The 25,013-nt window shown below is 63.1% G+C and carries 17 protein-coding genes; 9 read left to right on the top strand and 8 right to left on the bottom strand.

Features of this window, described 5'->3' with window-relative positions; translation table 11 throughout:
* Positions 1 to 21: 21 nt before the first annotated feature.
* The 5 genes from J2W46_RS14760 to J2W46_RS14780 all read left to right on the top strand — a co-directional run bounded on the left by J2W46_RS14760 (position 22) and on the right by J2W46_RS14780 (position 8,099).
* Positions 22 to 423 carry a DUF4399 domain-containing protein gene (locus J2W46_RS14760; RefSeq protein WP_088172904.1) on the top strand — a complete coding sequence of 134 codons (402 nt, stop codon included), beginning with the start codon at positions 22 to 24 and terminating at the stop codon, positions 421 to 423.
* Between the two features lie 139 nt (positions 424 to 562).
* Positions 563 to 2,512 carry an ATP-binding cassette domain-containing protein gene (locus J2W46_RS14765; protein ID WP_204520433.1) on the top strand — a complete coding sequence of 650 codons (1,950 nt, stop codon included), beginning with the start codon at positions 563 to 565 and terminating at the stop codon, positions 2,510 to 2,512.
* Positions 2,513 to 2,919: 407 nt separating this feature from the next.
* Positions 2,920 to 4,905 carry a DNA topoisomerase IV subunit B gene (locus J2W46_RS14770; protein ID WP_020065293.1) on the top strand — a complete coding sequence of 662 codons (1,986 nt, stop codon included), beginning with the start codon at positions 2,920 to 2,922 and terminating at the stop codon, positions 4,903 to 4,905.
* A 69-nt stretch (positions 4,906 to 4,974) separates the two neighbouring features.
* Entirely contained in the window at positions 4,975 to 7,299 is a 2,325-nt protein-coding gene (gene parC / locus J2W46_RS14775) for a DNA topoisomerase IV subunit A (RefSeq protein ID WP_131319777.1), read from the top strand.
* Between the two features lie 341 nt (positions 7,300 to 7,640).
* Positions 7,641 to 8,099: a CopD family protein gene (locus J2W46_RS14780; protein ID WP_020065296.1), complete on the top strand. Its 459-nt coding sequence runs from the start codon at positions 7,641 to 7,643 to the stop codon at positions 8,097 to 8,099.
* An 84-nt stretch (positions 8,100 to 8,183) separates the two neighbouring features.
* Here J2W46_RS14780 and J2W46_RS14785 read toward each other — a convergent pair whose 3' ends face one another.
* The 6 genes from J2W46_RS14785 to J2W46_RS14810 form a co-directional block, all read right to left on the bottom strand.
* Positions 8,184 to 9,392, bottom strand: a complete 1,209-nt coding sequence (locus tag J2W46_RS14785; RefSeq protein ID WP_087751297.1) for a chromate transporter — start codon at positions 9,390 to 9,392, stop codon at positions 8,184 to 8,186.
* 200 nt (positions 9,393 to 9,592) lie between these two features.
* Positions 9,593 to 11,944, bottom strand: a complete 2,352-nt coding sequence (locus J2W46_RS14790; RefSeq protein ID WP_020065298.1) for a bifunctional diguanylate cyclase/phosphodiesterase — start codon at positions 11,942 to 11,944, stop codon at positions 9,593 to 9,595.
* A 587-nt stretch (positions 11,945 to 12,531) separates the two neighbouring features.
* Positions 12,532 to 13,434 (bottom strand): PhzF family phenazine biosynthesis protein, encoded by a 903-nt coding sequence (locus J2W46_RS14795; RefSeq protein ID WP_310354616.1) that lies wholly within the window; start codon positions 13,432 to 13,434, stop codon positions 12,532 to 12,534.
* Between the two features lie 166 nt (positions 13,435 to 13,600).
* On the bottom strand, positions 13,601 to 14,065 hold the full coding sequence (locus J2W46_RS14800) for a RidA family protein (protein ID WP_020065300.1): 465 nt from the start codon (positions 14,063 to 14,065) through the stop codon (positions 13,601 to 13,603).
* A 55-nt stretch (positions 14,066 to 14,120) separates the two neighbouring features.
* The gene (locus tag J2W46_RS14805) at positions 14,121 to 15,317 is read right to left on the bottom strand and encodes an aminotransferase-like domain-containing protein (protein ID WP_310354618.1); all 1,197 of its coding nucleotides are present in this window, start codon (positions 15,315 to 15,317) and stop codon (positions 14,121 to 14,123) included.
* 75 nt (positions 15,318 to 15,392) lie between these two features.
* A complete protein-coding gene (locus tag J2W46_RS14810) occupies positions 15,393 to 16,097 on the bottom strand; it encodes a VOC family protein (RefSeq protein ID WP_310354620.1) in 705 nt (234 codons plus the stop codon).
* 453 nt (positions 16,098 to 16,550) lie between these two features.
* On the opposite strand from J2W46_RS14810, the gene J2W46_RS14815 reads away from it, so the two are divergent.
* Entirely contained in the window at positions 16,551 to 18,002 is a 1,452-nt protein-coding gene (locus J2W46_RS14815) for an aminotransferase-like domain-containing protein (protein ID WP_020065303.1), read from the top strand.
* A gap of 149 nt (positions 18,003 to 18,151) precedes the next feature.
* Positions 18,152 to 20,050, top strand: coding sequence for a molecular chaperone HtpG (gene htpG, locus J2W46_RS14820; protein WP_310354625.1), 1,899 nt, complete (start codon positions 18,152 to 18,154; stop codon positions 20,048 to 20,050).
* 140 nt (positions 20,051 to 20,190) lie between these two features.
* On the opposite strand, the gene J2W46_RS14825 is transcribed toward htpG, so the two are convergent.
* Positions 20,191 to 20,460, bottom strand: a complete 270-nt coding sequence (locus tag J2W46_RS14825) for a hypothetical protein (protein ID WP_020065305.1) — start codon at positions 20,458 to 20,460, stop codon at positions 20,191 to 20,193.
* A 280-nt stretch (positions 20,461 to 20,740) separates the two neighbouring features.
* Between J2W46_RS14825 and J2W46_RS14830 the strand changes: the two genes are divergently transcribed.
* Positions 20,741 to 22,633: a tetratricopeptide repeat protein gene (locus tag J2W46_RS14830; RefSeq protein WP_310354627.1), complete on the top strand. Its 1,893-nt coding sequence runs from the start codon at positions 20,741 to 20,743 to the stop codon at positions 22,631 to 22,633.
* On the top strand, positions 22,633 to 24,378 hold the full coding sequence (locus J2W46_RS14835; protein ID WP_310354629.1) for a tetratricopeptide repeat protein: 1,746 nt from the start codon (positions 22,633 to 22,635) through the stop codon (positions 24,376 to 24,378). Before J2W46_RS14830 ends, J2W46_RS14835 begins: the two co-directional genes overlap by 1 nt.
* A gap of 102 nt (positions 24,379 to 24,480) precedes the next feature.
* Here the strand turns inward: J2W46_RS14835 and J2W46_RS14840 are convergent, their stop codons facing one another.
* Positions 24,481 to 24,987: an OmpA family protein gene (locus J2W46_RS14840; RefSeq protein WP_087751296.1), complete on the bottom strand. Its 507-nt coding sequence runs from the start codon at positions 24,985 to 24,987 to the stop codon at positions 24,481 to 24,483.
* Positions 24,988 to 25,013: the final 26 nt, after the last annotated feature.

The raw sequence follows: 25,013 nt of genomic DNA on the forward strand, positions 1-25,013 counted from the left end.
TTTCCAACCAGGAGAGAAGCCATGTTCAGAAGCAGATGGTTGAGCGGCGCGGCACTGGCCGCGTTGCTGGCGGCGTCGGGTGCAGCGCAGGCTGCAAGCGTGTCGTTCGTGCAGCCGACGGACGGCGCGAGCGTCAGCAATCCGGTCCACGTGGTGTTCCGCGTCGAGGGCATGAAGATCGCGCCCGCCGGCACAATGACGGACGGCACCGGCCATCATCATCTGCTGGTGGACGGCAAGCCGCTCCCCAAAGGCGAGGTGATTCCCGCCAACGACAAATCGCTGCACTTCGGCAAAGGGCAGACCGAAACGGATCTGACACTGCCGCCGGGCGATCACACGCTGACGCTGCAATTTGGCGACGGCGCGCATCGTTCTTATGGCCCCGACCTCAGCAAGACGATCACGGTGCATGTGAAGTGATGGGTGCGCCCCTGCGAGGGCGCAAGGGCGGGCATGCGCGGCCCGGTGATTCGTCCTATGTCTTCAGGCTTACAGGCACCAGCCCGCGCGCCCGGTACAATGAGCAGTTCCGACTCATCGCTGTCTTCTCCAATTCTCCATGTCGCTTTACACCATTACCGGAGCCCAACTGGCATTCGGTCACGTCGCGTTGCTCGATCACGCGGACTTCTCTCTCGAATCGGGCGAGCGCGTCGGGCTGATCGGCCGCAATGGCGCGGGCAAGTCGTCGCTGCTGAAAATCGTCGCCGAACTCGCCAAGCCCGACGACGGACTCGTCACGCGCCAGCAGAATCTGACCACGGTGTACGTGCCTCAGGAGCCGGAGTTCGATACGGACGACACGGTGTTCGATGCAGTCGCCGCCGGTCTCACGCACGCCCGCGCGCTGCTCGACGAATACGACGCGGTCGCCAACCAGCTTGCGGACGAACCGGAAGGCGCACAGCACGACGCGCTGATGGCACGCATGAACACGCTGCAATCGTCGCTGGACGCGGCGGACGCCTGGAACTGGAGCACGCGCGTTGCCACCACGCTGCAGCAGATCGGCCTGAATGGCGAGGCGCGCGTCGGTTCGCTGTCGGGCGGCATGCAAAAGCGCGTGGCGCTCGCCCGTGCGCTCGTCGTGCAGCCTGACGTACTGCTGCTCGACGAGCCGACCAACCACCTGGATTTCGACGGCATCCGCTGGCTCGAAGATCTGCTCGTCTCGCAGCGGGCGGCGCTCCTCTTCATCACGCACGACCGGGCGTTTCTCGACCGCGTCGCCACGCGCATCGTCGAACTGGATCGCGGGCGTCTGCTCTCGTATCCGGGCAATTTCTCGGCTTACCAGACGCGCAAGGCGCAGCAGTTGGAAATCGAACGCGTTGAAAACGAGAAGGCCGACAAGCTCCTCGCGCAGGAAGAGGTGTGGATTCGCAAAGGTGTCGAGGCGCGCCGCACGCGCAGCGTCGGCCGGATCGCACGGCTCGTCGAAATGCGCAACCAGCGCGCCGAACGCCGCAACGTGCAAGGCAACGTCAAGCTCGACGTGGGCCAAGGCGAGAAGTCGGGCAAGATCGTCGCCGAACTGACGGACGTCACGAAGCGCTACGGCTCGCGCACCGTGATCGACAGTTTCACGGCGACCGTCATGCGCGGCGACAAGATCGGCTTTGTCGGTCCGAACGGCGCGGGCAAGACCACGCTGCTGAAGATCATCCTCGGCGAATTGCAGCCGGACGAAGGCACGGTGCGCGTCGGCACCAATCTGCAAGTGGCTTATTTCGACCAGATGCGCGCGCAGCTGGACCTGGACAAAAGTCTTGCCGATACGATCAGCCCCGGCAGCGAGTGGGTGGAAGTCAACGGTCAGAAAAAGCACGTCATGAGCTACCTGGGCGACTTCCTGTTCGCACCGGAGCGCGCCCGTTCGCCGGTCAAATCGTTGTCGGGCGGCGAGCGTAACCGTCTGCTGCTCGCGCGGCTCTTTGCGCGGCCGGCCAACGTGCTGGTGCTCGACGAACCCACCAACGACCTCGACATTCCCACGCTCGAACTGCTGGAAGAGCTGCTCACCGACTACGACGGCACGGTGCTGCTCGTCAGCCACGACCGCGCGTTTCTCGATAACGTCGCGACGTCGGTGATCGCGTCGGAAGGCGGGGGCAAGTGGCGCGAATACGTGGGCGGCTTCACAGACTGGCAGATCCAGAGCCAGCGCTCGCAGCAGATGGCGCAGGAAGCGCAGAAAGAGGCGAGCAAGGACGCGGCCAAAGACAGCGCGAAAGACAGCGCGGCTTCCAAGGACGGTGCCGCTGGCCGCAACACCCAACGCGCGGCCAAGTTGTCTTTCAAGGAACAGCGCGAACTGGAAGCGTTGCCGGAGAAAATCGCCGCTCTCGAAGCGGAGCAGAAAGCCATCGGTGCGCAGCTTGAAGACGGCTCGATATTCGCGACAGACGCGCAGGAAGGCAAACGCCTTTCCGAACGCTACGCCGCGATCGACGAAGAACTGCTGCTCGCGCTCGAGCGCTGGGACGAACTGGAAAAGCGCCGCAAATAAAGCGGCGAGCGCTGACGCGTTGCGTCGTCGGCGCATTTGCTTTTGCATGGGCGCCGCCTTGTCCGGAAGGCCGATCGCTTGAGCCGTGAATTGCCGCCAGGTTTGAAATCAGTAAAATACCCCGCGAACAGGCTTCCCCGGCGTTCGCACCGGCGGCAACGATGCGCGGCAATAGTGTCGTGCGTCGGGCCGTTATCCTGCGTGTCGATAAGAGCCCGCGCACAAAAGCGCGTGGCCGTCGCGTGGAATGCGCGCGGAAGCCATGCGGCAAAACAGTTTGCCCGCGCTGCGGGCACCCCACCTAACCACGTTGTTTCGTTTCGCTTTTTTTGAAAACTCAACGCATTGTCCACGGACCTGTCCACAGGACCTGTGGACAACGATGAACCGACGCACCCGAGTCAACCATGTCCACGAAAAAGCCAAACGCCGCGTATAGCGAAGCGTCGATCAAGGTGTTGAAGGGTCTCGAGCCGGTCAAGCAACGGCCCGGCATGTACACCCGCACCGAGAATCCGCTGCACATCATTCAGGAAGTTATAGACAACGCGTCGGACGAAGCCCTCGGCGGCCACGGCCGGCAAATCACGGTCACGCTGCACGCGGACCATTCGGTGTCGGTCGAAGACGACGGCCGCGGTATTCCGTTCGGCCTGCATCCGGAAGAAGGCGTGCCGGTCGTGGAAATCGTGTTCACGCGGCTGCACGCGGGCGGCAAGTTCGATAAAGCCGCCGGCGGCGCCTACACGTTCTCGGGCGGCTTGCACGGCGTCGGCGTGTCCGTCACCAACGCGCTGTCCACGCGCCTCGACGTCACCGTGTGGCGCGACGGCAAGGTTGCCGCGCTGAGCTTTGCGCACGGCGACGTGGCGAAGCCGCTCGAAGTGCGCGCCGCAGCGAAGGGCGAAAAGAAGTCCGGCACGCGCGTTACCGCGTGGGCGGACCCGAAGTACTTCGACTCGCCCAATCTGCCGCTCGGCGAATTGCAACGGCTGCTGCGTTCGAAGGCAGTGTTGTTGCCGGGCGTCGAAGTCACGCTTATCAACGAGAAAACCGGCGAACAGCAAAGCTGGAAATACGAAGACGGTTTGCGCGGCTATCTGCTCGAAGGCATGAACGGCAGTGACCTGCTCATCCCGCTTTTCGAAGGCGAGCGTTACGCCGAAAACTCGCGATCGAGCGAAGAAACCTTTGCCGAAGGCGAGGGTGCCGCGTGGGTCGTCGCATGGAGCGAGGAAGGGTCGCTCACGCGCGAGTCGTACGTCAACCTGATACCGACGCCCGCAGGCGGCACGCACGAATCGGGCTTGCGCGACGGCTTGTATCAGGCGGTGAAGAGCTTTGTCGAATTGCACAACCTGCAGCCGAAGGGCGTGAAGCTTCTCGCTGAAGACGTGTTTGCGCGCGTGTCGTTCGTGCTGTCGGCAAAGGTGCTCGATCCGCAATTCCAAGGGCAGATCAAGGAGCGCCTGAATAGCCGCGACGCGGTGAAGCTCGTGTCGTCGTTTGCGCGCCCGGCGCTCGAATTGTGGCTGAACCAGCATGTGGAGCACGGCAAGAAGCTTGCGGACCTCGTCATCAAGCAGGCGCAGGCGCGTACGCGAGCAGGGCAGAAGGTCGAGAAGCGCAAGAGCTCCGGCGTGGCTGTGCTGCCAGGCAAGCTGACCGACTGCGAGTCGACGGAAATCGGCCGCAATGAGTTGTTCCTCGTCGAGGGCGATTCGGCCGGAGGCTCCGCGAAAATGGGCCGCGACAAGGAATATCAGGCGATCCTGCCGCTGCGCGGCAAGGTGCTGAACACGTGGGAGACCGAGCGCGACCGCCTCTTTGCGAATAACGAAGTGCACGACATTTCGGTGGCGATCGGCGTCGATCCGCATAGTCCGGACGACAAGGTCGATCTGTCGAACCTGCGCTACGGAAAGATCTGCATTCTGTCGGACGCAGACGTGGACGGCTCGCACATTCAGGTGTTGCTGCTCACGCTGTTCTTCAAGCATTTCCCGCAGTTGATCGAACGCGGGCATGTGTGCGTCGCGCGCCCGCCGCTCTTTCGAGTCGACGCGCCCGCGCGCGGCAAGAAACCGGCGCAAAAGCTCTATGCGCTCGACGAAGGCGAACTCGAAGCGATTCTCGACAAGCTGCGCAAAGACGGCGTGCGCGACACGCAATGGTCGATCAGCCGCTTCAAAGGCCTCGGCGAAATGAGCGCCGAGCAACTGTGGGATACGACGATGAACCCGGACACACGGCGACTCACGCCGGTCGCGCTCGGCGAGCTCGACTACGACGCCACGGTCGCGCGAATGACCATGTTGATGGGCAAGGGCGAAGCGGCATCGCGGCGCAGCTGGCTGGAAGAAAAGGGCAATGAAGTGGAAGCGGATATCTGAGCGGTTTTACAGCGCTCGCATGTCGCACGGAAGCACGAAACTTCACGCCAAACACGATACGGAATCTAGATGGACGACGATAACACTCTCGACCTGTTCACCGAGCCACCGCCGCCGGAAGGCGATTTTCTGACGCTCGGCAACTACGCGGAACGTGCGTACCTCGACTACGCGGTCAGTGTGGTCAAGGGCCGCGCGCTGCCGGATGTATGCGACGGCCAGAAGCCGGTGCAACGCCGCATCCTGTTCGCAATGAACGACATGGGTCTGTCCGACAACGCGAAGCCGGTCAAGTCGGCGCGCGTGGTTGGCGACGTGCTCGGTAAATATCATCCGCACGGCGACCAGTCGGCCTATGACGCGCTGGTGCGTCTCGCGCAAGACTTTTCGATGCGCTACCCGCTGATCGACGGGCAGGGCAACTTCGGTTCTCGCGACGGTGACGGCGCGGCGGCCATGCGCTACACCGAAGCGCGTCTGACGCCGATCGCCAAGCTGCTGCTCGATGAAATCGATCAGGGCACGGTCGACTTCATGAAGAACTACGACGGCGAGTTCGACGAGCCGAGGCTCTTGCCCGCGCGTCTGCCGTTCGTCCTGCTCAACGGCGCCTCGGGCATTGCCGTGGGCCTCGCCACCGAGATCCCGTCGCACAACCTGCGAGAAGTCGCAGGCGCCGCGGTCGCGATGATCCGCAACCCGAAGATTGCGCATGCCGAATTGATGCAGCACATTCCGGGTCCGGATTTCCCCGGCGGCGGCCAGATCATTTCGAGCGAAGCGGAAATTTCGGCGGCCTACGAAACCGGCCGCGGCAGCCTGAAGGTTCGAGCACGCTGGAAGATCGAAGACCTCGCACGCGGCCAGTGGCAACTGGTCATCACCGAATTGCCGCCGAACACGGCCGCGCAAAAGGTGCTCGAAGAAATCGAGGAACAGACCAATCCGAAGATCAAGCTTGGCAAGAAGGCGCTAACGCCCGAACAGTTGCAAGGCAAGCAGACCATGCTAGCCTTGCTCGACGCGGTGCGCGACGAGTCCGGTAAGGACGCGCCCGTGCGCCTCGTGTTCGAGCCGAAGTCGAGCCGCATCGATCAGACGGAGTTCGTCACCACGCTGCTCGCGCATACGAGTCTCGAATCGAATGCGTCGCTGAATCTCGTGATGGTCGGCGGCGACGGCCGGCCGCGTCAGAAGGGCTTGAGCGAAATCCTGCACGAGTGGATCGCGTTCCGCTTCGCGACGGTCACGCGCCGCACGCGTCACCGTTTGACGAAGGTGGACGACCGGATCCACATCCTCGAAGGCCGGATGATCGTCTTTTTGAATATCGACGAAGTCATCCGCATCATTCGCGAGTCCGACGAACCGAAGGTCGCGTTGATGGCCGCGTTCGGTCTGTCCGATCGCCAGGCCGAGGACATCCTCGAAATCCGGCTGCGTCAGTTGGCGCGTCTCGAGAAGATCAAGATCGAGAAAGAGCTCGCTGAACTGCGCGACGAGAAAGCGAAGCTCGAAGAACTGCTCGGCAGCGAATCGGCGATGAAGCGCCTGCTCATCAAGGAAATCGAAGGCGACGCGAAGCAGTACGGCGACGAGCGCCGCACGCTGATCCAGCAGGAAAAGCGCGCGACGTACGAAGCGCGCGTGGTCGATGAACCTGTCACGGTCGTGGTCTCGCAAAAGGGCTGGGTGCGTGCTTTGAAGGGGCACGGGCTGGACACGGCTGGCTTCACGTTCAAGGCCGGCGACGGTCTCTACGCCGCGTTCCAGTGCCGCACGCCCGATACGCTCGTCGCGTGGGGCAGCAACGGTCGCGTCTATTCGGTCGCGGTGGCGTCGCTGCCGGGCGGCCGTGGCGACGGCGTGCCGGTGACGTCGCTGATCGAACTCGAATCGGGCAGCCACCTGATGCATTACTACGCGGCTTCGGCTGACCAGGCATTGTTGCTCGCGTCGAGCAACGGCTTTGGCTTCATCGCGAAGGTCGGCGACATGGTGAGCCGCCTGAAGGCGGGCAAGTCGTTCATGACAATCGACGCCGGCGCTGTGCCGCTCGCGCCCATGCCGATGCTGCCGGACGCGACGCAGGTCGCGTGTCTGTCGTCGAGCGGGCGCCTGCTGGTATTCGGTCTCGACGAAATGAAGACGCTCTCCGGCGGCGGTCGCGGCGTCACGCTAATGGCGCTCGACGACAAGGAAACGCTGGTTCAGGCGCTCGCGATCAACGCGGCGGGGGTCATGCTGATCGGCGCGCGTCGCGGCGGACGTCTGGACGAAGAAAAGCTGAGCGGCGCCGCTTTGGCGTCGCATGTCGGCAAGCGGGCGCGCAAAGGGCGCGCGCCTGAAACCAAGCTGAAGCTCGAAGGTATGCGCCCCGTGCTGGCCGCTTGACGAAGATTGACGTTTCAATACGGCCGGCGTCTGCTAGCATGCGAGGCGCTGGCCGTGCGCAGTGAAGTGTGCCGCAGTGGCTCGCGGCAACCACGCAGTTGCCACGCCGTTACCACGCCGTAACTGCGTGGCAGGTTGCAGAAAATTCGGGGGCGGCGTTACGGTGTCGAAGTGCGGTATTCCGTCGAGATACAGGCGCGCTGCAATAACAACAAGAAAAACGACGAGAAAGCCTTGGGCCTGCTGGAACTGCACGCATGGCGTGCGGTCGAACGCGCTCAATAGCCGCTGCTCATATCATTCGTCATAAGCGGTGTGGCGTCGTCGGAGAGGAATACAACATGAACAAGGCTATCGAACTCGCGCTGTTTCTACACCTGCTCGCAGTCGCGATATGGATCGGCGGGATGGTCTTCGCGCATTTCTGCTTGCGCCCGGCAATTGCCGATCTTTCGCCGCAATTGCGTTTGCCGTTGTGGGAGTCGGTGTTTGGCCGCTTCTTCAATTGGGTTGCAGCTTCGGTGCTGGTTATTCTGCTGACGGGCGGCTTCCTGCTGATGCAATTCGGCGGCGGCCACGCCACGTGGCCGTTGCATGCAATGGCCGGCCTTGGCATCGTCATGATGCTGATTTTCGGACACATCCGCTTCGCGGTGTTTCCGCGCATTCGCCGCGCGGTGCAGGCGCAGAAGTGGCCTGACGGCGCACAGGCAGTCGGCACGATCCGGCGTCTGGTGCTGATCAATATCGTCCTTGGCGTGGTGACCGTCGGGTTCGCCGTGCTGTCGCGCGGGTTTTGACAGACGCTTGCCGGCTCGCTGAACGGTCGATGCACGGTCGCTGAGCTGTCGCTGCGCAGCGACGGAGAATCTCCGGGCGCGCGGCTAAAGCAATGCGCCGTATGCGAGCCACAGTCCACATACGACCGCGACGGTGCCGTACACCACGTACACGGGCACCTTCAGCTTCGCGAAACACATCGCCGAGAATAGCGCGGTAATCAGATAGACCGGTTGCAACGGCACGCGTCCGGCGATACGCAGCACGGCCACCGCAAGGAAGGCCGTGGTGACCGCGCGCAGAATCCGCATGCCGTGCTCGAATTGCTGGTTCATCTTCAATTGATGCAGGTGCTGCTGCGCCAGCACCACGAGGCATCCGGACGGCACGAACAACGCGAGCGTGGCGATCAACGCGCCAGCCCACCCGTCGACGAGATAGCCGAAGAACGGCACGACATTCAGAAGCGGTCCAGGCGATAGCGGCGACAGCGAAAACGCCAGCGTGAAGTCGTTGTCCGATATGCCGATCGTCGGCGTGACGAACAATGTCTTGAGCACCGGCAATGCGGAGAAGCCGCCGCCGAACAGCGTCATGCCCGCGCCCGCGAGCCGCGGCCATAGCAGCGCGAGATCGTAGCGATGCGGCAGCGGTAGCGCGAACAGCAGCACGAACACGCACAGCATCGTGAGGATTTGCCAGTCGACGCGCGCGAACGACACGGCAAAGCGCGTGTCGCGCACGGGGCTGACCACCCAGCCCGCACCGAACGCCGCGCTTAGCATCAGCACATAAGCGGCAGGGCTGTGCGCATAGAAAAGCGCGATACAGCCGACGACCGCCGCCGTCCATTCGAGCTTGCCGCGCACGAGCGCACGTGTCTGCTTATACCAGGTGATGCCGATCAACGTGGCGAGTACGACGCTGAAGTGATTCAGCAGGGTCTGCGACGCGGCGGCGCGCACGATCGGCGTGCGATAGAAGATCGCGAAGAGCGTCATCAGCATGAAAAAGGGCAGCACGCTGGCAATGCCCGCGACCCATGCGCCGGCGCGTCCGCGCAGCGCGTGTCCGAGTTGCACGGCGACGTTGCAGCCCACCGGCCCCGGGACCATCCACGCAAGCGCGATCAGATCGGAGAACGCGACCCGCGAGAGCCGCCCTTCACGTTCGACATAGTGATTCTCGAGCTGAGCCATCAGCGCGAGGCCGCCCCATGACAATGCCGACAGGCCGAACACGACCCGAAACAGCGTCCATAGCGGTTCCCGTTCCCCTCGTCTTGCCGCATCGTGGCTTGTTATGGTCTGCATGGCGCCACGGCGCCCGCTGAGCGGGCGTCCGTCCTGTGGATCGTGTGGGTGTTGCGCGAGGCCGACCGGTCCGGCGGCCCCGCGCGAGATTGCAATACAGCGAGAATGTAGCCCGTTTTGTGTGACTGCGGTATGGGCGGGCTTCTCGATTGCAGCATCGAAAGTCAAAGCCTTGCAAGCGACGCCGTCGGCGCGACTGCCTAGCCGTTCGTGCTGGTGCTGGCGCTCGTATTCGTTTCCTGAACGGGATGCCGGCCCGTCATGCCGCACACGCCGAAACGTTCGAGCAGCGCCGGAATTGCGTCGACAGGAACCGGACGCGAAAACAGAAAACCCTGTGCCTCGATATGACCGAGCGCGGCGAGCCACGCAATCTGCTCTTCCGTTTCCGTTCCTTCGACAACCACCGTCAGCCCAAGCGAGCGCGCCAGATTGACGATCGCGGTGACCATCACGCAAACGCTGCGGTCGCCCGGAATAGCCTGAACGAACGAGCGGTCCACCTTCAGCGTATCCACGGAAAAACGGTTCAGATACGACAGCGACGAATAGCCAGTGCCGAAGTCGTCGAGTGCGATCCGCACGCCAAGGCGCTTGAGCGCAAAGATCTTTTCGGAGACGAGTTCCGGATATTCCATCATCGCCGTTTCCGTGATTTCGAGTTCCAGGCGGCGTGCCGAAATGCCGCTTTCCTCGATCGCGTGCGACACCGTTTCGTATAGATCGCCGCGCCAGAACTGCACAGCCGAAATGTTCACCGCGAGCGACAGCGTGTCGTAGCCTTGCTGCTGCCACACGGCCAGTTGCCTGCACGCGGTCTCGATCACGAAGTCGCCGATCGGCACGATGAGGCCGGTGGACTCCGCGACCGGAATAAATTCGTTGGCCGGAATCAGACCGTGCTGCGGATGGTTCCAGCGCACCAGCGCCTCGAAGCCGGTGATGCAGCGGCGCGTGAGATCGATCTTCGGCTGGTAGGCAAGAAACAGTTGCCCTTCGGCAAGCGCGACGCGCAACTGCTGCTCCCACTTCATCAGATGGTCGGCGCGATGCGACAGTTGCGGTGAATAGAACTGGTAGCAGTTCTTGCCCGCATCTTTCGCGCTGTACATCGCGAGGTCGGCTTTTTTCAGCAGGTCGATCTCGCTTTCGTTGGCGACCGAATAAAGCGCGATGCCGATGCTCGCATGCAGCACGAACGAACTGCCGCGCACTTCGAACGGTTTCGCGAAGGCTTCCGCTGCCGCTTCGGCGAGCGCGACCGCGCGCTTCTCGACGTCCTCGCCCTTGATGACAACGACGAACTCGTCGCCGCCGATGCGGCTTAGCGTGCCGTCGTCCGCGACCGCGGTGGAGAGCCGCGAGGCCGTCATTTGCAGCACGATGTCGCCGGCGTTGTGACCGAGCGTGTCGTTGACCGTCTTGAAGTTGTCGAGGTCGATAAACAGAATCGCGAGGCGGCCCAGGTTGGCCGGTTGCGCGACTTCGTGGCGCAGCGTCCGCAAGGTTGCATAGCGATTGCGCAAGCCGGTGAGCAGGTCGTATTCGACCAGATGCGTCATTTCGCGCTCGCGGCCGAGCAGCTTGCCGATCAGGCCGGTTGCCACGGCGAAGAAGCTCAGCATGGCGAGCGAGATGAACCCCGCCATCAGCAGATAGACGTTGCGCGTATGGTTGTAGTCGGCGAACTCCTCGGCTTGCGACAGACCGACCAGCACGCCGAGCGGATAACCGTCGATATGCCGGTACGACACGATGCGCGTGACGTTGTCGATCGAATCGACATAGGTGCCCGAGACGTGTTCCGACGTCGGATACGAGCCGCTCGCCGAGAACGAGCCGTTCGCATTCACGGCGCTGCCGGTGCGGCGCGCGAGCACCCTGCCGTTGTCGGAGATGACCGCGATCACGCCTTCGCGGCCGATCGCCGCGTTGTTGTAGAAGTCGCTCGTGAAATAGCTCGGGTCTTCGGATACCACGACGACACCCGCAAACGTGCCGTCCGGATGATTCAGGCGCCGCGTCATCTGCAAGGTCCAGTGGCCCGACACGCGGCCGAGCACCGGCTTGCTGATATACAACTGGTCGTCGTTTTCGTGCTCGTGGACCTTGAAGTGTTCGCGGTCCGACAGATCGATGCGTTTGGGATTCAGCTCGGCCGTATTGGCGATCAACTGCCCGCGTTCATCGATCAGCGATACCTGCACGAGCGTCTCGCTTTGCACGACGCCTTTTTCAACCGTGCTGGCAAGATCGAAACGTCCCGGTGTCTTCTCGAACTCGTATTTGACGAACCGCGTGATCTGATCGACCTGGTGAATCGCCTTGATCGTATGCTGTTCGAGCGCTGCCGAGAGAATCGCGGCAGACGCCATGGCCTCGCGATAAGTGGCTTCTTTCTCGACGGAAAGACGCGCGAAGATCACGGTCCATAGAAGCACCAGCACCAGTACGCCGAGCGCGGGAATCGCGAACAGCGCACGCCGTCTGGACGCAGCGGGATCGCGGCGGCTTTTGGCTTCGCGCTGATCGGAGAAGCGGGTTTTGCTCATCAGGCGGCCCGTACCCGACTGGGGGCCGGTTGCGAACGCGCGAGGGTCGTCGGCGCTGTTTTCATGGATGGCTGCATGGTGACCAAGTTGCCGGAACTACTGCGCAAGAAAGGGCGTGGCCTGGCGCCTGATCGTTCGCACTTTGTCGAGTACGTTTCGATATTACTTAATGCCACTGGATTAAGGAAGGGTCCCGGCATCGGGTATACGCTGGCGCGGTCCGCGCCTGTATCGAGGCTGTTTTGCGGTCCGTCCGGGCTGCGGTTTTCCGCTTGGTTCCTTGGCGCGCTCCATAGTCCGCCGGTCCGCGAGTCGGAGCATGAGCGGGATAGAACGGCGTTGGAACTGGTATTCGGATGCTGCATCGAGGTTCGGCGTTCCGGCATGGCGGCTGTCACGTGCGTGGTCTTTTCGGGCGGTCTTTATGCGAATTGCATCGGCTCAGCACAGCGAGCGGCTTTTTGTGGCTAAACGTGGTTAAGCGTGGCGAATGGGGCAAGTTGCGTGCGTTTGCTTCTTCACTGCCTTGCAGGAGCCTTGCGATTGCTCCATTCAATGCGGTGAGATGTAAGCAAACGATGGGCCGGTCACGGCATCCGGAACGTACCGTCGACGACAGTCACCGAGGAGCCGCCGATCCACGTCTTGCTGTTCGTGTCGTCGTAGCGCACGAAGACCTGGCCGGCGCGTCCGAGCGCGGTGCCCTGGCGCGCGGTGTAGCTCGCGCCCGGCCGTAGATTCTGCGCACTCAACAAACCCGCGAGCGCCGCATTGGCACTGCCGGTAACAGGGTCTTCGCCGACGCCGAACGCGCCGCCCGCCATCAGGCAGCGCACTTCGAGCGTGGCAGGGCCGCCGGCCTCGTGCGGACCATAAACGGCGAGACCGTGCGTGCCGACCGATTGCACGATGCGCGCGAGCGCTGCGGCGTCGGGTTGCAGCGCGAGACAATCGCGCGCCGAATTCACGCGGACGACGAGCCACGGCGCGCCATTGTCGACGGCGCTCGGCGTGGCGCCGAAGTCTATCGCGTCGCTACGCAAAGCCGTAGACAGTGCGGCGTATTGCTGTTCCGGCAGCGGCGAAATTCGCGCAGGCGGTGCGGCGAAGGCCCACGCGCCATGCATGTGGCCGGAGTCCTCACGAACGGACTGCAATTCGACGAGCCCCACGCCGCACTGCTGAACGAGCTTGCCCGGTTGTTTCGGCTGATAGCCGCTTTCGAGCAGGGCGTGCGCGGTGCCGAGCGTCGGATGACCGGCAAAGGGCAATTCCCCTTGAGTCGTGAAAATGCGCACGCGATAGTCGGCGGCCAAGTCCGTCGGCTTCAACAGGAAGGTTGTTTCGGACAGATTGGTCCAGTGCGCGATCGCCTGCATCTGATCGGCGCTGAGCGTGTCGGCGTCGAATATGACAGCAAGCGGATTGCCTTTGAACGGCACCGACGTGAACACGTCGACCTGTTTGAAACGAACTGTGTTAGCGGGCATCGGGGGCGGTCCGGCGATTCCTGCGGTTGATAGGGTTCGCGGATTCTATCTGCTGCTGCGGGAACGGGCTACCTCGCCACAAATGCAAAACGCGCCGCGGGTGATCGACACCTCGCGACGCGTTCAATGCGACAGGCCGGACGAGCCGGCCTTAAATCGCGATGCGTTACTCGACTTCCGCGATCATTTCGATTTCGACGCATGCGCCGAGCGGAATCTGCGCGACGCCGAATGCCGAGCGTGCGTGCTTGCCGCGCTCGCCGAACACGTCGGCGACGAGTTCCGACGCACCGTTCGTGACGAGGTGCTGCTCGGTGAATTCGTGCGTGGAATTGACCAGACTCATCAGCTTGACGATGCGCGTGACGCGGTTGAGATCGCCCACATGCGCGTGCAGTGTGGCAAGCAGGTCGATGGCGATCGATCGCGCCGCGGCCTTGCCGTCTTCGGTGCTGAGCTCGGCGCCGAGCTTGCCCGCCCACACCTTGCCGTCCTTCTTCGCGATGTGGCCGGACAGGTACACGGTATTGCCGCTTTGCGCGCTCATCACATAGGCGGCCGCCGGCGCGCCGGCGTTCGGCAATTCGATGCCCAGTTCCTTCAGCTTGTCATAAACATTAGTTTGAGCCATGTTGTGTCCTCGGGTCGGTAATGAGAGGTGGTTGCGGCGAACGGGCCGGCTAGTTTCAGAGCTTGGCGCGGACCAGCGTCGCGAGACGCGACACGCCTTCGTCGATCTTCGCCGGCGGCACCGTGACGAACGACAGGCGCAATGTGTTGTGCTGCGCTTCGTTGGCGAAGAACGGACCGCCCGGCACGAACGCGACATTCTGTGCGACCGCTTCCTCGAGCAGCTTCATGCTGTCGATTTGCGCAGGCAGGCTCACCCAGATGAACATGCCGCCTTCGGGACGGTTCCACTGCACGCCTTCGGGCATGTAACGCTCGAGCGCGGCGAGCATTGCCGCGCACTGGTCGCGGTAAAGCTCGCGGATGGTCGGCACATGCGTGTCGAGAAAGCCGTCCTTGATCACTTCATGGACGATGCGTTGGGTAAAGCTCGGCGTATGCAGGTCGGTGGCCTGCTTGGCCTGCACGAGTTTGAAGATCAACTCTTCGGGCGCGATGATGTAGCCGACCCGCAGACCCGGCGCGAGCACCTTGGAGAAAGAACCCAGGTGGACGATGTGGTCGGGCGCCATCGACAGCATGGTCGGCAGCGGTTCGCCCGCATAATCCAGCGCGCCGTAGGGATCGTCTTCGATTACCGGGAACGGCGCGGTCTTCGCGAATTCGGCGAGCGCGCGGCGGCGCTCGACCGGCAGGCGGCGGCCAGTCGGATTCTGGAAATTCGGTTGTGCGTACAACAGGCGGGCGCCGGCGGTAAGTTCGGGCGTGAGTCCTTCGGGAATCAGCCCTTGTTCGTCGGTCGGCACCTGGATGTAGTGCGGTTCGTACATGGAGAACGATTGCAGCGCGCCGAGGTAGGTCGGCGTTTCGACCAGTACGGGGCTTTGCGGACAGACCAGCACCTTGCCGAGCAGATCGAGCGCCTGCTGTGAGCCGGTGGTGATGAGCACCTGACTCGGGCGGATCTGCGCGCCGTTCACCGAGTAGCGCTTCGCGACCCACTCGCGCAGCGGCGCATAGCCTTCCGTTGCGCTGTACTGAAGCGCGGCGGCGGGCGAGTCGCGCAAAATGCGGTCGGACGCTTCGCGCATACGTTCGGCCGGGAAGGTGGCCGGCGAGGGCAGGCCGCCCGCGAACGAAATGACTTCGGGCCGCTCCGTGACCTTCAGGATCTCGCGGATCGCCGAGCTGGTGAGCTTGCGTGCGCGTTCGGACAAATGCCACGTGGGGGCTTTCAAGTCGCTTTGGTCCATGGTCTCCTCTGCTGGTGTGTCTGGAACCTGTCAAAACTTCGATTATCGCGCGAGTCGGCGACCCGCGCGCGCTGGCTATTTAAGGGTCCGTAGACCGTTGGGTGTTTCGAACTCGGCGGTGAGCGCGGGCGGGGCCGCTGCGTCGTCCGTCGGATGCAGCTTTATCAGATGCGCGGCGCCTAGCCACTGCAATTGCGCGGCCACCGTCCCGGCTTGCGGATGCTGGCCGTTCAGCGCTTTTAGTGCGATGCCGGTTTCCGGAAGTGACTCCGACGGATGCCGCGCCGTATCCCACTGGATGAGCGAGGGCAGCACGCCGTCGCCGGCGCCTTGCCAGGAGGGAAACGCGCCGTCGTCCGCAATGGACAGCCCCCAGCTGAACTCGCCGCGCGTGAGAGGCACGATCGGCGGGATGCGTTGCGGGTACTGGGCCTGCCACGTCGGCAGATGCTTCGGGCGGTCGACGCGGACGACCCAATGCGACAGATACGGCCCGTTCTCGAGGCGCGCGTGCGTGGCGGGGTCGTCGAGCGCGAAGAGCCGCGCGCGCGGCGCGGCGGCGGCCGATTCCTGCGTGGCGTCGGCATGCGGATCGATTGCGATTACTTCCAGATACGCGCCGTCCCACAGGTTCAGCAGGCGGTTGTGGGTCCGCATCAACGGATGCGCGCCGCCGCCGGCCGGTGCCACGCCGAGAACGTCGGCGACGTACTGCGTACCCTCGTCGAGCGTGCGGGCGGAGACAACGAGATGATCGAGACGAAGCAAATGTGCGGTCATTGCGGATCGGGAAAACGGGTTTCACATCGGGCCGGACCCGCACCACGCGCAGCGTGTGCGGGGGCCCGGGCACGTAAGCATAACCGGTCACGGGGCGACGACGACCCGCGAACGTGCGCTTGACGGGCGATCGACGTGCCCTTAACGGGCGATCAACGTGCGGTGCGAGGTCTTTGCGGCGGCTTCACGGCAACTTCACGGCGACTGGCCGTGAGTCTGTCTGGGGGCGCGTGCCGGTTAGCTTGCCGGCTTGCCCTTATCGGTTCGCTCGCCGCTGCAAAACGGCGCTCACGCATCCGGTAGCCTGCTCGGCGGGATCGCCGCCAGGCTCGGTACTTCGAAGACGCCGCGAATCCGGCCGGCGCGCTTCTTCTGTCTCAAATGTAGCGGCGGCGACCTGCACAGTAACGGTACAATCGATTCGATACCGTTCGGTACAGTTGGAGTGCGTCTATGTCCGTCCCGCTTACACAAATTCCCGCCCCGCACGACACGGCGTCGCTGACGCTGGTCGAGCAACTCGTGCAATGGGCCCGCCGCCGCATCGAAGAGCGGGTGTTTCGCCCCGGCATGCGTATGCCGTCCATCCGCAAGCTGGCGCTCGACAAAGGCGTGTCGCGTTTCACGGTGGTCGAGGCGTACGAGCGGCTAGTCGCGCAGGGTTACCTGGAGTCGCGGCGCGGCTCGGGTTTCTTCGTGCGCGAGCGTCTGGCGGGCGCGGCGGTTTCGGAAATGCGTCCGGTCACGCAGGCGCCCGCGCCGGCGACCATCGACGTGGTCTGGCTGCTGCGCAACATGCTGCATACCGGGGCGCGCCCGGAGCGCAGTCCGGGTCTCGGCTATCTGCCGGCGCGCTGGCTCGACGGCGAGTTGATCACCAACGCGCTGCGCACGCTGGGCCGGCAAAGCGGCGCGCAGATGCTGGGGATCGGCACGCCGCTCGGTTTTCTGCCGCTGCGCCAGCAATTGCAGACGCGGCTCGAGGAACTGGAGATTGGCGCGTCGCCCGAGCAGATCGTGATGGTGTCGGGCATCACGCAGGCGATCGACCTGATTTCGCGCATTTATGTGAAGGCGGGCGATTCGGTGATCGTCGGCGATCCGGCGTGGTTCCAGATGTTCGGGCGCTTCGCGTCGCAAGGCGCACGGCTTGTCGGCATGCCCTATACGCCGGACGGCCCGGATCTCGACGCGCTCGAATCGTTGGTGCAGACGTGGCGGCCCAAGATGCTGGTGATCAATTCGGTGCTGCAGAATCCGACCGGCACGTCACTGACGGCGGCGCAGGCGTTCCGCATCTTGCGGCTTGCCGAGGCGTACGACTTCATCGTGGTCGAAGACGACATTTACGGCGATCTCTGCCCGCCGAGCTATGCGGGCACGCGGCTGGCAAGCCTCGATCAGCTCAAGCGCGTGATCTATCTGGGAAGTTTTTCGAAGACGCTCGCGCCGAATCTGCGCGTTGGTTTCATCGCGTGCGCGCCGGAAGTCGCGAAGGCGGTCAGCGATCAGAAAATGCTGGTCGGCATGACGAGCCCGGAATTGAACGAGCGGGTGCTGTACAAAATCCTCACCGAGGGTCATTACCGACGCCACGTCGAGCGGTTGCGTGCGCGGCTAGACGGCGTACGCGAAAAATCCGTGCGGATGCTGGAAAAGACCGGCCTGAAGCTGTTCCTGACACCCACGGCCGGTATGTTCGTGTGGGCCGACACCGGAGTCGACGCCGACGGCCTTGCGGCCGCCGGCCACGAAGCCGGGTTTCTGCTGACGCCCGGCAGCCTTTTTTCGCCGCAGCAGTCGCCTACCACGTGGATGCGCTTCAACATCGCCAATTGCGGGGATCCGGAACTGGCGACGTTCCTCTGCCGTTACCTGGACGGCGTTGCGCGCCGCGCCTCTTGAAACGGCGCCGCATCGCCCTTATTTAGGCGGACGATCCGGCGGCACGGCACCGCACGTCGGCAATCCGGCCCCGTGCCACGCCTGACCCGAAGCGCATCTGCAACACCCGATTCGCAAAAACCGATTCGCAACAGAGAGGAAGTCCGACCATGGCACAAGAAACCATGAGCTTTCAGGCAGAAGTGAAACAGCTTCTGCAACTGATGATCCATTCGCTGTACAGCAACAAGGAAATTTTTTTGCGCGAGCTGATTTCCAATGCGTCCGACGCGGCCGACAAGCTGCGTTTCGAAGCAATTGAAAACAGCGGGTTGTACGAGAACGACCCGAATCTGCGCATTCGCGTGTCGTATGACAAGGACGCGCGCACCATCACGATCGACGATAACGGCATCGGCATGAGCCGTGACGAAGCTATCGCGAACCTCGGCACGATCGCGCGCTCGGGCACCAAGGAATTTTTCGGCAAGCTGTCGGGCGATCAGCAGAAAGACGCTGCACTGATCGGGCAGTTCGGCGTGGGCTTCTACTCGGGCTTCATCGTCGCGGACAAGATCAGCGTTGAGACGCGCCGCGCCGGATTGCCGGCGTCGGAAGGCGTGCGCTGGGAAAGCGCCGGCGAGGGCGATTTCGCCGTCGAGCAGATCGAGCGCGCCGCGCGCGGCACGACCATCACGCTGCATCTGCGTGCAGATGAAGACGAACTGCTGTCGTCGCATCGGCTCAAGTCGATCATTCAGCGGTATTCCGATCACGTCGCGCTGCCCATCCTGATGAAGAAGGAAGAGTGGGACGCGGAAAAGAGCGCGATGGTCACGAAAGACGAGGACGAGACCGTCAATCAGGCCAGCGCGCTGTGGACCCGTGCGAAGAACGACATCACCGAAGAGCAGTACAAGCAGTTTTATCAGCATCTGTCGCACGATCATCAGGATCCGCTCACGTGGACACATAACCGCGTCGAAGGCCGGAGCGAATACACGCAGTTGCTCTACGTGCCGAGCCACGCGCCGTTCGACCTGTGGAACCGCGATCATCGCGGCGGGCTGAAGCTGTACGTGAAGCGCGTGTTCATCATGGACGACGCCGAGCAACTGCTGCCCGCGTACCTGCGCTTCGTCAAGGGTGTGGTCGATTCGAGCGATCTGCCGCTTAACGTCTCGCGTGAGATCCTGCAGGAAAGCCGCGACGTCAAGGCGATCCGCGAGGGCGTGACCAAGCGCGCGCTGTCGATGCTGGAAGATCTGGCCAACTCGGATAACGACGCCGACAAGGAGAAGTACGCCGGCTTCTGGAAAGAGTTCGGCCAGGTGCTGAAGGAAGGCATCGGCGAAGATTTTGCGAATCGCGAGCGCATTGCCAAGCTCGTGCGCTTTGCGTCCACGCATACGGAAACGCCGGAGCAGAATGTGTCGCTCGCCGATTACGTCGCGCGCATGAAACCGGAGCAAAGCAAGATTTACTACGTGACCGCCGACACCTGGCAGGCCGCGACGCACAGCCCGCATCTCGAAGTGTTCCGCAAGAAGGGTATGGAAGTGCTGCTGCTGACCGACCGCGTGGACGAATGGATGCTATCGTTCCTGAACGAATTCGACGGCAAGCCGCTGCAAAGCGTGGCGCGCGGCGATCTCGATCTGGGCGCGCTGAACGACGAGGAAAAAGAGGCGCAGGAAAAGGTGAGCGAGGAGCTTAAGCCGCTCGTCGACAAGATGAAGGAAGCGCTGAAGGACAAGGCAAAAGACGTGCGCCTCACGTTCCGGCTGACCGATTCGCCGTCGTGCCTCGTTGCCGACGACGGCGAGATGAGCGGTTACCTGCAGCGCATGCTGAAGGCCGCAGGACAGCAGGCGCCTTCGTTCCATCCGATTCTGGAAGTGAATCCGGAGCACGCACTGGTCAAGGGCTTGCATGCCGATAGCGCGAACTTCGACGACTGGTGCCACCTGCTGTTCGACCAGGCTTTGCTGGCCGAGGGCGGCGCGCTTGAAGATCCGGCGAGCTTCGTGAAGCGTACGAACGCGTTGTTGCTTGCGCGCGCGAACTGAGCCTGATCGTTTAGCGTCGAACCGACGCTAAACCCTAGTGGAAGAAAAATGCGCTGCTTCGGCAGCGCATTTTTTTTGCCGCGCGCTTTGTGGTGTTATGGGCCGACCGAGAGAAATCCGGATCGGTCACTGCATGTGCATTAATGGGCGAATGTTAGCCCGTGCAGGTGACGCACTTGCGCAAGCACGCTCCCGGCCAGCTCCTTCGCCTCGAAACTGGAATGATGATCGCCGAGCACCTGCGCCGCGAGGCTGCCGATTGCCGCGCTCGTCTGTTTAGCAGTGTGGTGTTGCGCGAGCGCGGAGCCGGCTAGCTCTTTCTCGATATGGGTAGCGCCCTGACGAGCCAATACGACCGACGCAAGATGCGCGATACGGTCAGAAGTTTCCTTTACGTTTGTAGTACTCAAGCTGACTCCCTGCTGCTAGTTATAGATTTGCTCGGCGCCTTGGGTTTATTTCGACGTCGTGCAAAATTAATTATGGTTAACTAACTAAAACTAATCAACGACCATAAATTGAGATTAGTTTATGAGACACAGGGCACGGCATTATCTTGACCGTCGCGCTTCGAAACTGGGCGGCTCGAAGATCGGGCACGTTCTTCGAGCCACTTTTTGTACAAGCCGTGCGCGTGGAATCTCTTTGGCGATTGAAGCGCCTGCGCGTTGCGGCACTTTCTGAGTTTTCATGTCCGATTCCGCTTTGGCCGCTCCGGCGGCACTGATCAATGTCACAACGCCTCTCGAGACGGTTCATCTTCTTTGGTCGGTTCTGCGCGAGGAGGGCCACCACGCGGCAGTGCTGCGTGCGGCCGAACTGGCCGCCGCTGGCGTGACATGGCAGTTGCATGCCGATCTGCACGCGAGCGCCGGGCGTTTTGAAGAGGCGTATCACAGCGCATCGCAGGCACAAGCTGAAGCCGGCGGCGCGCGCCATGCTCGCCTTGCGCTGTTTGCCGACGCGCTCGCCCGCGCCGAGGTCGCGCGGCATCACAGCGAGATCGCGGTCGCCGCGCAGCCGCTTGCCACCACGCTCGAATGGATCGTCTGGCTCATCAACGGGTGTGGCGCGCATTCCGCGGCGGCGCATATGTTGCGCGCCTATCGGCAGCGAGCGCCGCATGACGCGCGCGCGCCGTGGTGGCTGGCTATTTCGCTCGGTGCGGCGGGTGGGGCGGGCGGGGCCAGCGGTCCGGGCGCGCGCGAGGAGCGGCGTGCCGCGCTCGCGAGCGCATATTCGCTCGATCCGGCCGTCGATCCGGCGTTGCCGTTGCAGTTCGTGCTGGCATTGCGCGAGGTTCGCGACTGGACTGCGGTCGAGCACGTGTGCCGCGAGGCGCTGGCGCGCAATCCCGCAGACGCGGAAATGGCGTGGCAGCTCAGCCACGCGCAATGGCAGTGTAACGACGCCGCGGCGGCCGAGGCGACCATGCGCGCCGCGAATGCTGCGTCGCCAGGCAATGCGGACGTGCTCGCCGCGATTGGCTTCTATCTATGCGAACAGGCGCGCTACGAGGATAGTGCCGCGATGTTGCGAGAAGCACTCGCGGTCAATCCGCACGCGGTGACGCCGGCAGTCGATCTTGCAGACCTGGATCTGCGGCGCGGCGCATGGGCAAGCGGCTGGAAGCGTTTCGAGGCACGCCTCGCACGCGACGACCGCGAGCCGAACAATATCGTTTCGGTTATGGCTCGCCTTTGTCCGCGCTGGCAAGGGGAGGCGCTCGCCGGCAAGACGCTTGTCGTGCACAGCGAACTGGGCAACGGCGACGACATTCACATGGTGCGCTATGTCCCGCAACTTGCCGACCGCGTGCGTCAGGAAGGCGGCAGGCTCGTGCTCTGCGTGCGCAAGTCGTTGCACGCGCTACTCACGCGTTTTTACGCGGACTGCGTGTCCATCGAAGACGGCCCGCTCGGCGCGCCGGATTACAGCCTGCCCATCATGAGCTTGCCGCTTGTGCTGGACCTGCAGCCGGAGCATATCCGGGGCGATGCGTATCTTCACGCAGATCCGGACAAGGTGAGCGCGTGGCGTGAGCAGCTACGCAGACAGGCGCCGCAGGCGAGACTGCATGTTGGGCTCGTGTGGGCGGGAAGCCCTACGCATCGTCGCGACGAAAAGCGTTCGATTGCGCGGGCAACGCTTGAACCGTTGCTGTCGCTTGCAGATGTCATGTTCTATTCGCTTACGCCAGGACGTGCGGCCGATGTCGCGGTGCTGACCGCGCAGGGTTACAGCGTGTGCGACATGACGGCGCAATATCACGCCGGCTTCGACGACGTTGCCGCCCATCTCGGTGCGCTCGACGCGCTAGTCACGGTCGACAGTGCACCGTTGCATCTTGGCGGCGCGTTAGGGCGGCCGGTGTTGGCGATGCTCGACCACGTGTCGCACTGGGCGTGGGGCAACGAGGAGGCGCAACCCTGGTACTACTCGGTGGAGCTCTTCAGGCAGCCGCAGCCGGGGCACTGGGCTCCCGTCATCGAGCGTGTGACGGCGCGCCTGCAAGCGCTGATGGCGGCCGGCGCGACCAACAAGGAATCGAGCCACGCAGCGCATCCGGCAGTAACCGGCTGATGACAACTGACACGGGCGATTCGGGGTTATCACGCAGCGAGGCCCTGCCAGCCGACCTAGATGCAGATTCAGACGCAGACGCACTGCATCAACTAGGGCTTGCATACTTTCGCGACGGCGCGCTCGAGCGTGCCTGCGAGCTGCTGGATCGCGCGCTAAACCTCGCGCCCGATCGTGCTGATATCTGGGAACATCGCGGACTGCTTGCGGTACTGGGCGGCAATCGGATCGCGGCCGAGGCGTTCTACCATCGCGCGCTGAACTTAAGTGGTGAGAGTGCCAGCATTCATCGGAATCTTGCTGATTGCCTGAAGCTCTCCGCGCGACTCGCCGAGGCGCGCCAACACTATCAGACCGCGATCCGCTTCGAGCCCACTTTGCACCATGCGGTTCGCGCGCTCGCGCAGATCTGCACGGAACAGGAGCAGCACGCCGATGCAGCGAACTATTGGGCGCGAGCATGGGCGCTCGACTCCGCGAACATTGCAGATGCGTTCATGCTGATCGCGGCTTTGTCGAAGGCGCAGCGCGATGCCGAGATCGGCGATCTGTTGCCGGCCCTGCGCGCACGCTGCAGTTCCGACGCAGCAGCTCTGCAGCAACTCGCATTCACTCTGAACAGCGCGCATCGTTTTGCGGACGCGGTCAGCGTCGCGAGGCAGGGAATCAGCGTTGAACCGAACAACGCCTGGCTGCATCACAACGCGTCGTTCGCGCTCAATATGCTCGGCGACTTCGAGCACATGCAGATGCATACCACCGAGGCCGCCCGGCTCATGCCGGACAACCCGTCGATGCAGTTCAACCTCGCGGCATCACAGCTCCGCGCGGGCGATTTCGAACGAGGCTGGAAGCAATACCGGTGGCATGACGCACTACCGGAAAATCACGATCTGGTTCGCCCGGATTTCCCGGAGTGGCAAGGCGAGCGCGTGCTCGGTTGCCGTTTCCTGCTGATCGGCGAACAGGGCCTTGGCGATCAGATCCAGTTTCTGCGTATGGCCGACTGGCTGCATCGGCGTGGCGCGCAGGTGGACGTCTGGATCGAAGAGCCGCTTGGCGATGTGGCGCGCCATGCGGCGGGCGTGCATGCGGCATGGACCACAGCGCCGCCCGGCCCGTACGACTACTGGTGCCGCATGTTGAGCATGCCTGCGCATATGAAACTCGAATTGCCGATGTTGCCGCTTGCCACGACTTATGTGCAGGCACAGCCTGCAGCGATGCAGCGCTGGCGTGACCGCATGGACGCACTTGGTTCTGTCAAGGCGCAAGGGCCGTTCACGAAGCGCGTCGGGATCGTTTGGGCGGGCAATCCCGCATATGCGCTCGACCGCTATCGGTCCATTGGGCTTCAGCAATGGCCGCCTTTTCTGGAGCAGCCGGGCGTGCGTTGGTTCTCGCTGCAAAAAGGGGCGGCGCAGCACGACGCGGCGGCTTTGTCCGAGGAGATCGACATGCATGTTCTCGGACCGGAGATTCACGACTTCATGGATACGCTGGCGATCATTCAGTCGCTCGATCTGGTCGTTACCGTAGACACTGCGGTCGCGCATCTTGCCGGCGCCTCCGGCACGCCGGTGTGGGTACTGGTGCCCACCTTTACAGACTGGCGCTGGATGGCCGGACGCGCCGATAGTCCGTGGTATCCGTCAATGCGTCTTTTCAGACAGCGTGAGTTGAATCAATGGGAAACGGTGCTCGCTGACGTCGCGCAGGCGCTGCAGGAGTACGTCGGCAGCTGAGTCTGCAGCTGAGTTGGCGAATGAATCGGCAGATGAGCCGGGCGCGCGCGGCGCAGCCGGCCCTGGGTGTGACTAGCGTAATCCGCCTGAAGAGGCTGGTGCCTACTTCTTGCCCATCAACGTTTCCATGGTTTCGCCGCGCACCACGATCTCAGTGCGGCGATTGAGCGCGCGTCCTTCGGGCGTGTCGTTGCTTGCAACCGGATTGTTGTACGCGTTGCCTTTGGTGCGAATGCGCTCCATCGTCACGCCGCGCGCCACGAGCGCGTAACCCACCGCGGTGGCGCGCGCTTCCGAGAGTTGCTGGTTGTAGTCGAGCGTGCCGACATTGTCCGTGTAGCCTTCGACGATGACCGGCTTCTTGCTGCGCTTGAGCAGCACCGCGGACCGGTCGACCACCGCGCTCGCATCGCCGCGCACTTCCGATTTGTTGAAATCGAACAGCGCTTTCTCGGGCAGCTTCACGGCGACGCCATCCGCGACCGGTGCAACCTCGATGCCCACGGCCTTGTTCAACGACGTCTCAGTATCGCGGTTCAACGGCGCGGCGCAGCCAGCCATCAGCAGCACCGATATTGCGCAGGCGCTCATGCTCAGAATTTTCTTCATGTTTGCTCTCTCGTTCGTTTGCACAT

This window comes from Paraburkholderia strydomiana (assembly GCF_031456815.1).
GTDB classification, from domain to species: Bacteria; Pseudomonadota; Gammaproteobacteria; order Burkholderiales; family Burkholderiaceae; genus Paraburkholderia; species Paraburkholderia caledonica.

Bases quoted from the DNA above. Each gene is read 5' to 3' on its own strand.
- J2W46_RS14760 (WP_088172904.1), top strand. From the start codon at position 22: ATGTTCAGAAGCAGATGGTTGAGCGGCGCGGCACTGGCCGCGTTGCTG.
- J2W46_RS14765 (WP_204520433.1), top strand. From the start codon at position 563: ATGTCGCTTTACACCATTACCGGAGCCCAACTGGCATTCGGTCACGTC.
- J2W46_RS14770 (WP_020065293.1), top strand. From the start codon at position 2,920: ATGTCCACGAAAAAGCCAAACGCCGCGTATAGCGAAGCGTCGATCAAG.
- parC (WP_131319777.1), top strand. From the start codon at position 4,975: ATGGACGACGATAACACTCTCGACCTGTTCACCGAGCCACCGCCGCCG.
- J2W46_RS14780 (WP_020065296.1), top strand. From the start codon at position 7,641: ATGAACAAGGCTATCGAACTCGCGCTGTTTCTACACCTGCTCGCAGTC.
- J2W46_RS14785 (WP_087751297.1), bottom strand. From the start codon at position 9,392: ATGCAGACCATAACAAGCCACGATGCGGCAAGACGAGGGGAACGGGAA.
- J2W46_RS14790 (WP_020065298.1), bottom strand. From the start codon at position 11,944: ATGAGCAAAACCCGCTTCTCCGATCAGCGCGAAGCCAAAAGCCGCCGC.
- J2W46_RS14795 (WP_310354616.1), bottom strand. From the start codon at position 13,434: ATGCCCGCTAACACAGTTCGTTTCAAACAGGTCGACGTGTTCACGTCG.
- J2W46_RS14800 (WP_020065300.1), bottom strand. From the start codon at position 14,065: ATGGCTCAAACTAATGTTTATGACAAGCTGAAGGAACTGGGCATCGAA.
- J2W46_RS14805 (WP_310354618.1), bottom strand. From the start codon at position 15,317: ATGGACCAAAGCGACTTGAAAGCCCCCACGTGGCATTTGTCCGAACGC.
- J2W46_RS14810 (WP_310354620.1), bottom strand. From the start codon at position 16,097: ATGACCGCACATTTGCTTCGTCTCGATCATCTCGTTGTCTCCGCCCGC.
- J2W46_RS14815 (WP_020065303.1), top strand. From the start codon at position 16,551: ATGTCCGTCCCGCTTACACAAATTCCCGCCCCGCACGACACGGCGTCG.
- htpG (WP_310354625.1), top strand. From the start codon at position 18,152: ATGGCACAAGAAACCATGAGCTTTCAGGCAGAAGTGAAACAGCTTCTG.
- J2W46_RS14830 (WP_310354627.1), top strand. From the start codon at position 20,741: ATGTCCGATTCCGCTTTGGCCGCTCCGGCGGCACTGATCAATGTCACA.
- J2W46_RS14835 (WP_310354629.1), top strand. From the start codon at position 22,633: ATGACAACTGACACGGGCGATTCGGGGTTATCACGCAGCGAGGCCCTG.
- J2W46_RS14840 (WP_087751296.1), bottom strand. From the start codon at position 24,987: ATGAAGAAAATTCTGAGCATGAGCGCCTGCGCAATATCGGTGCTGCTG.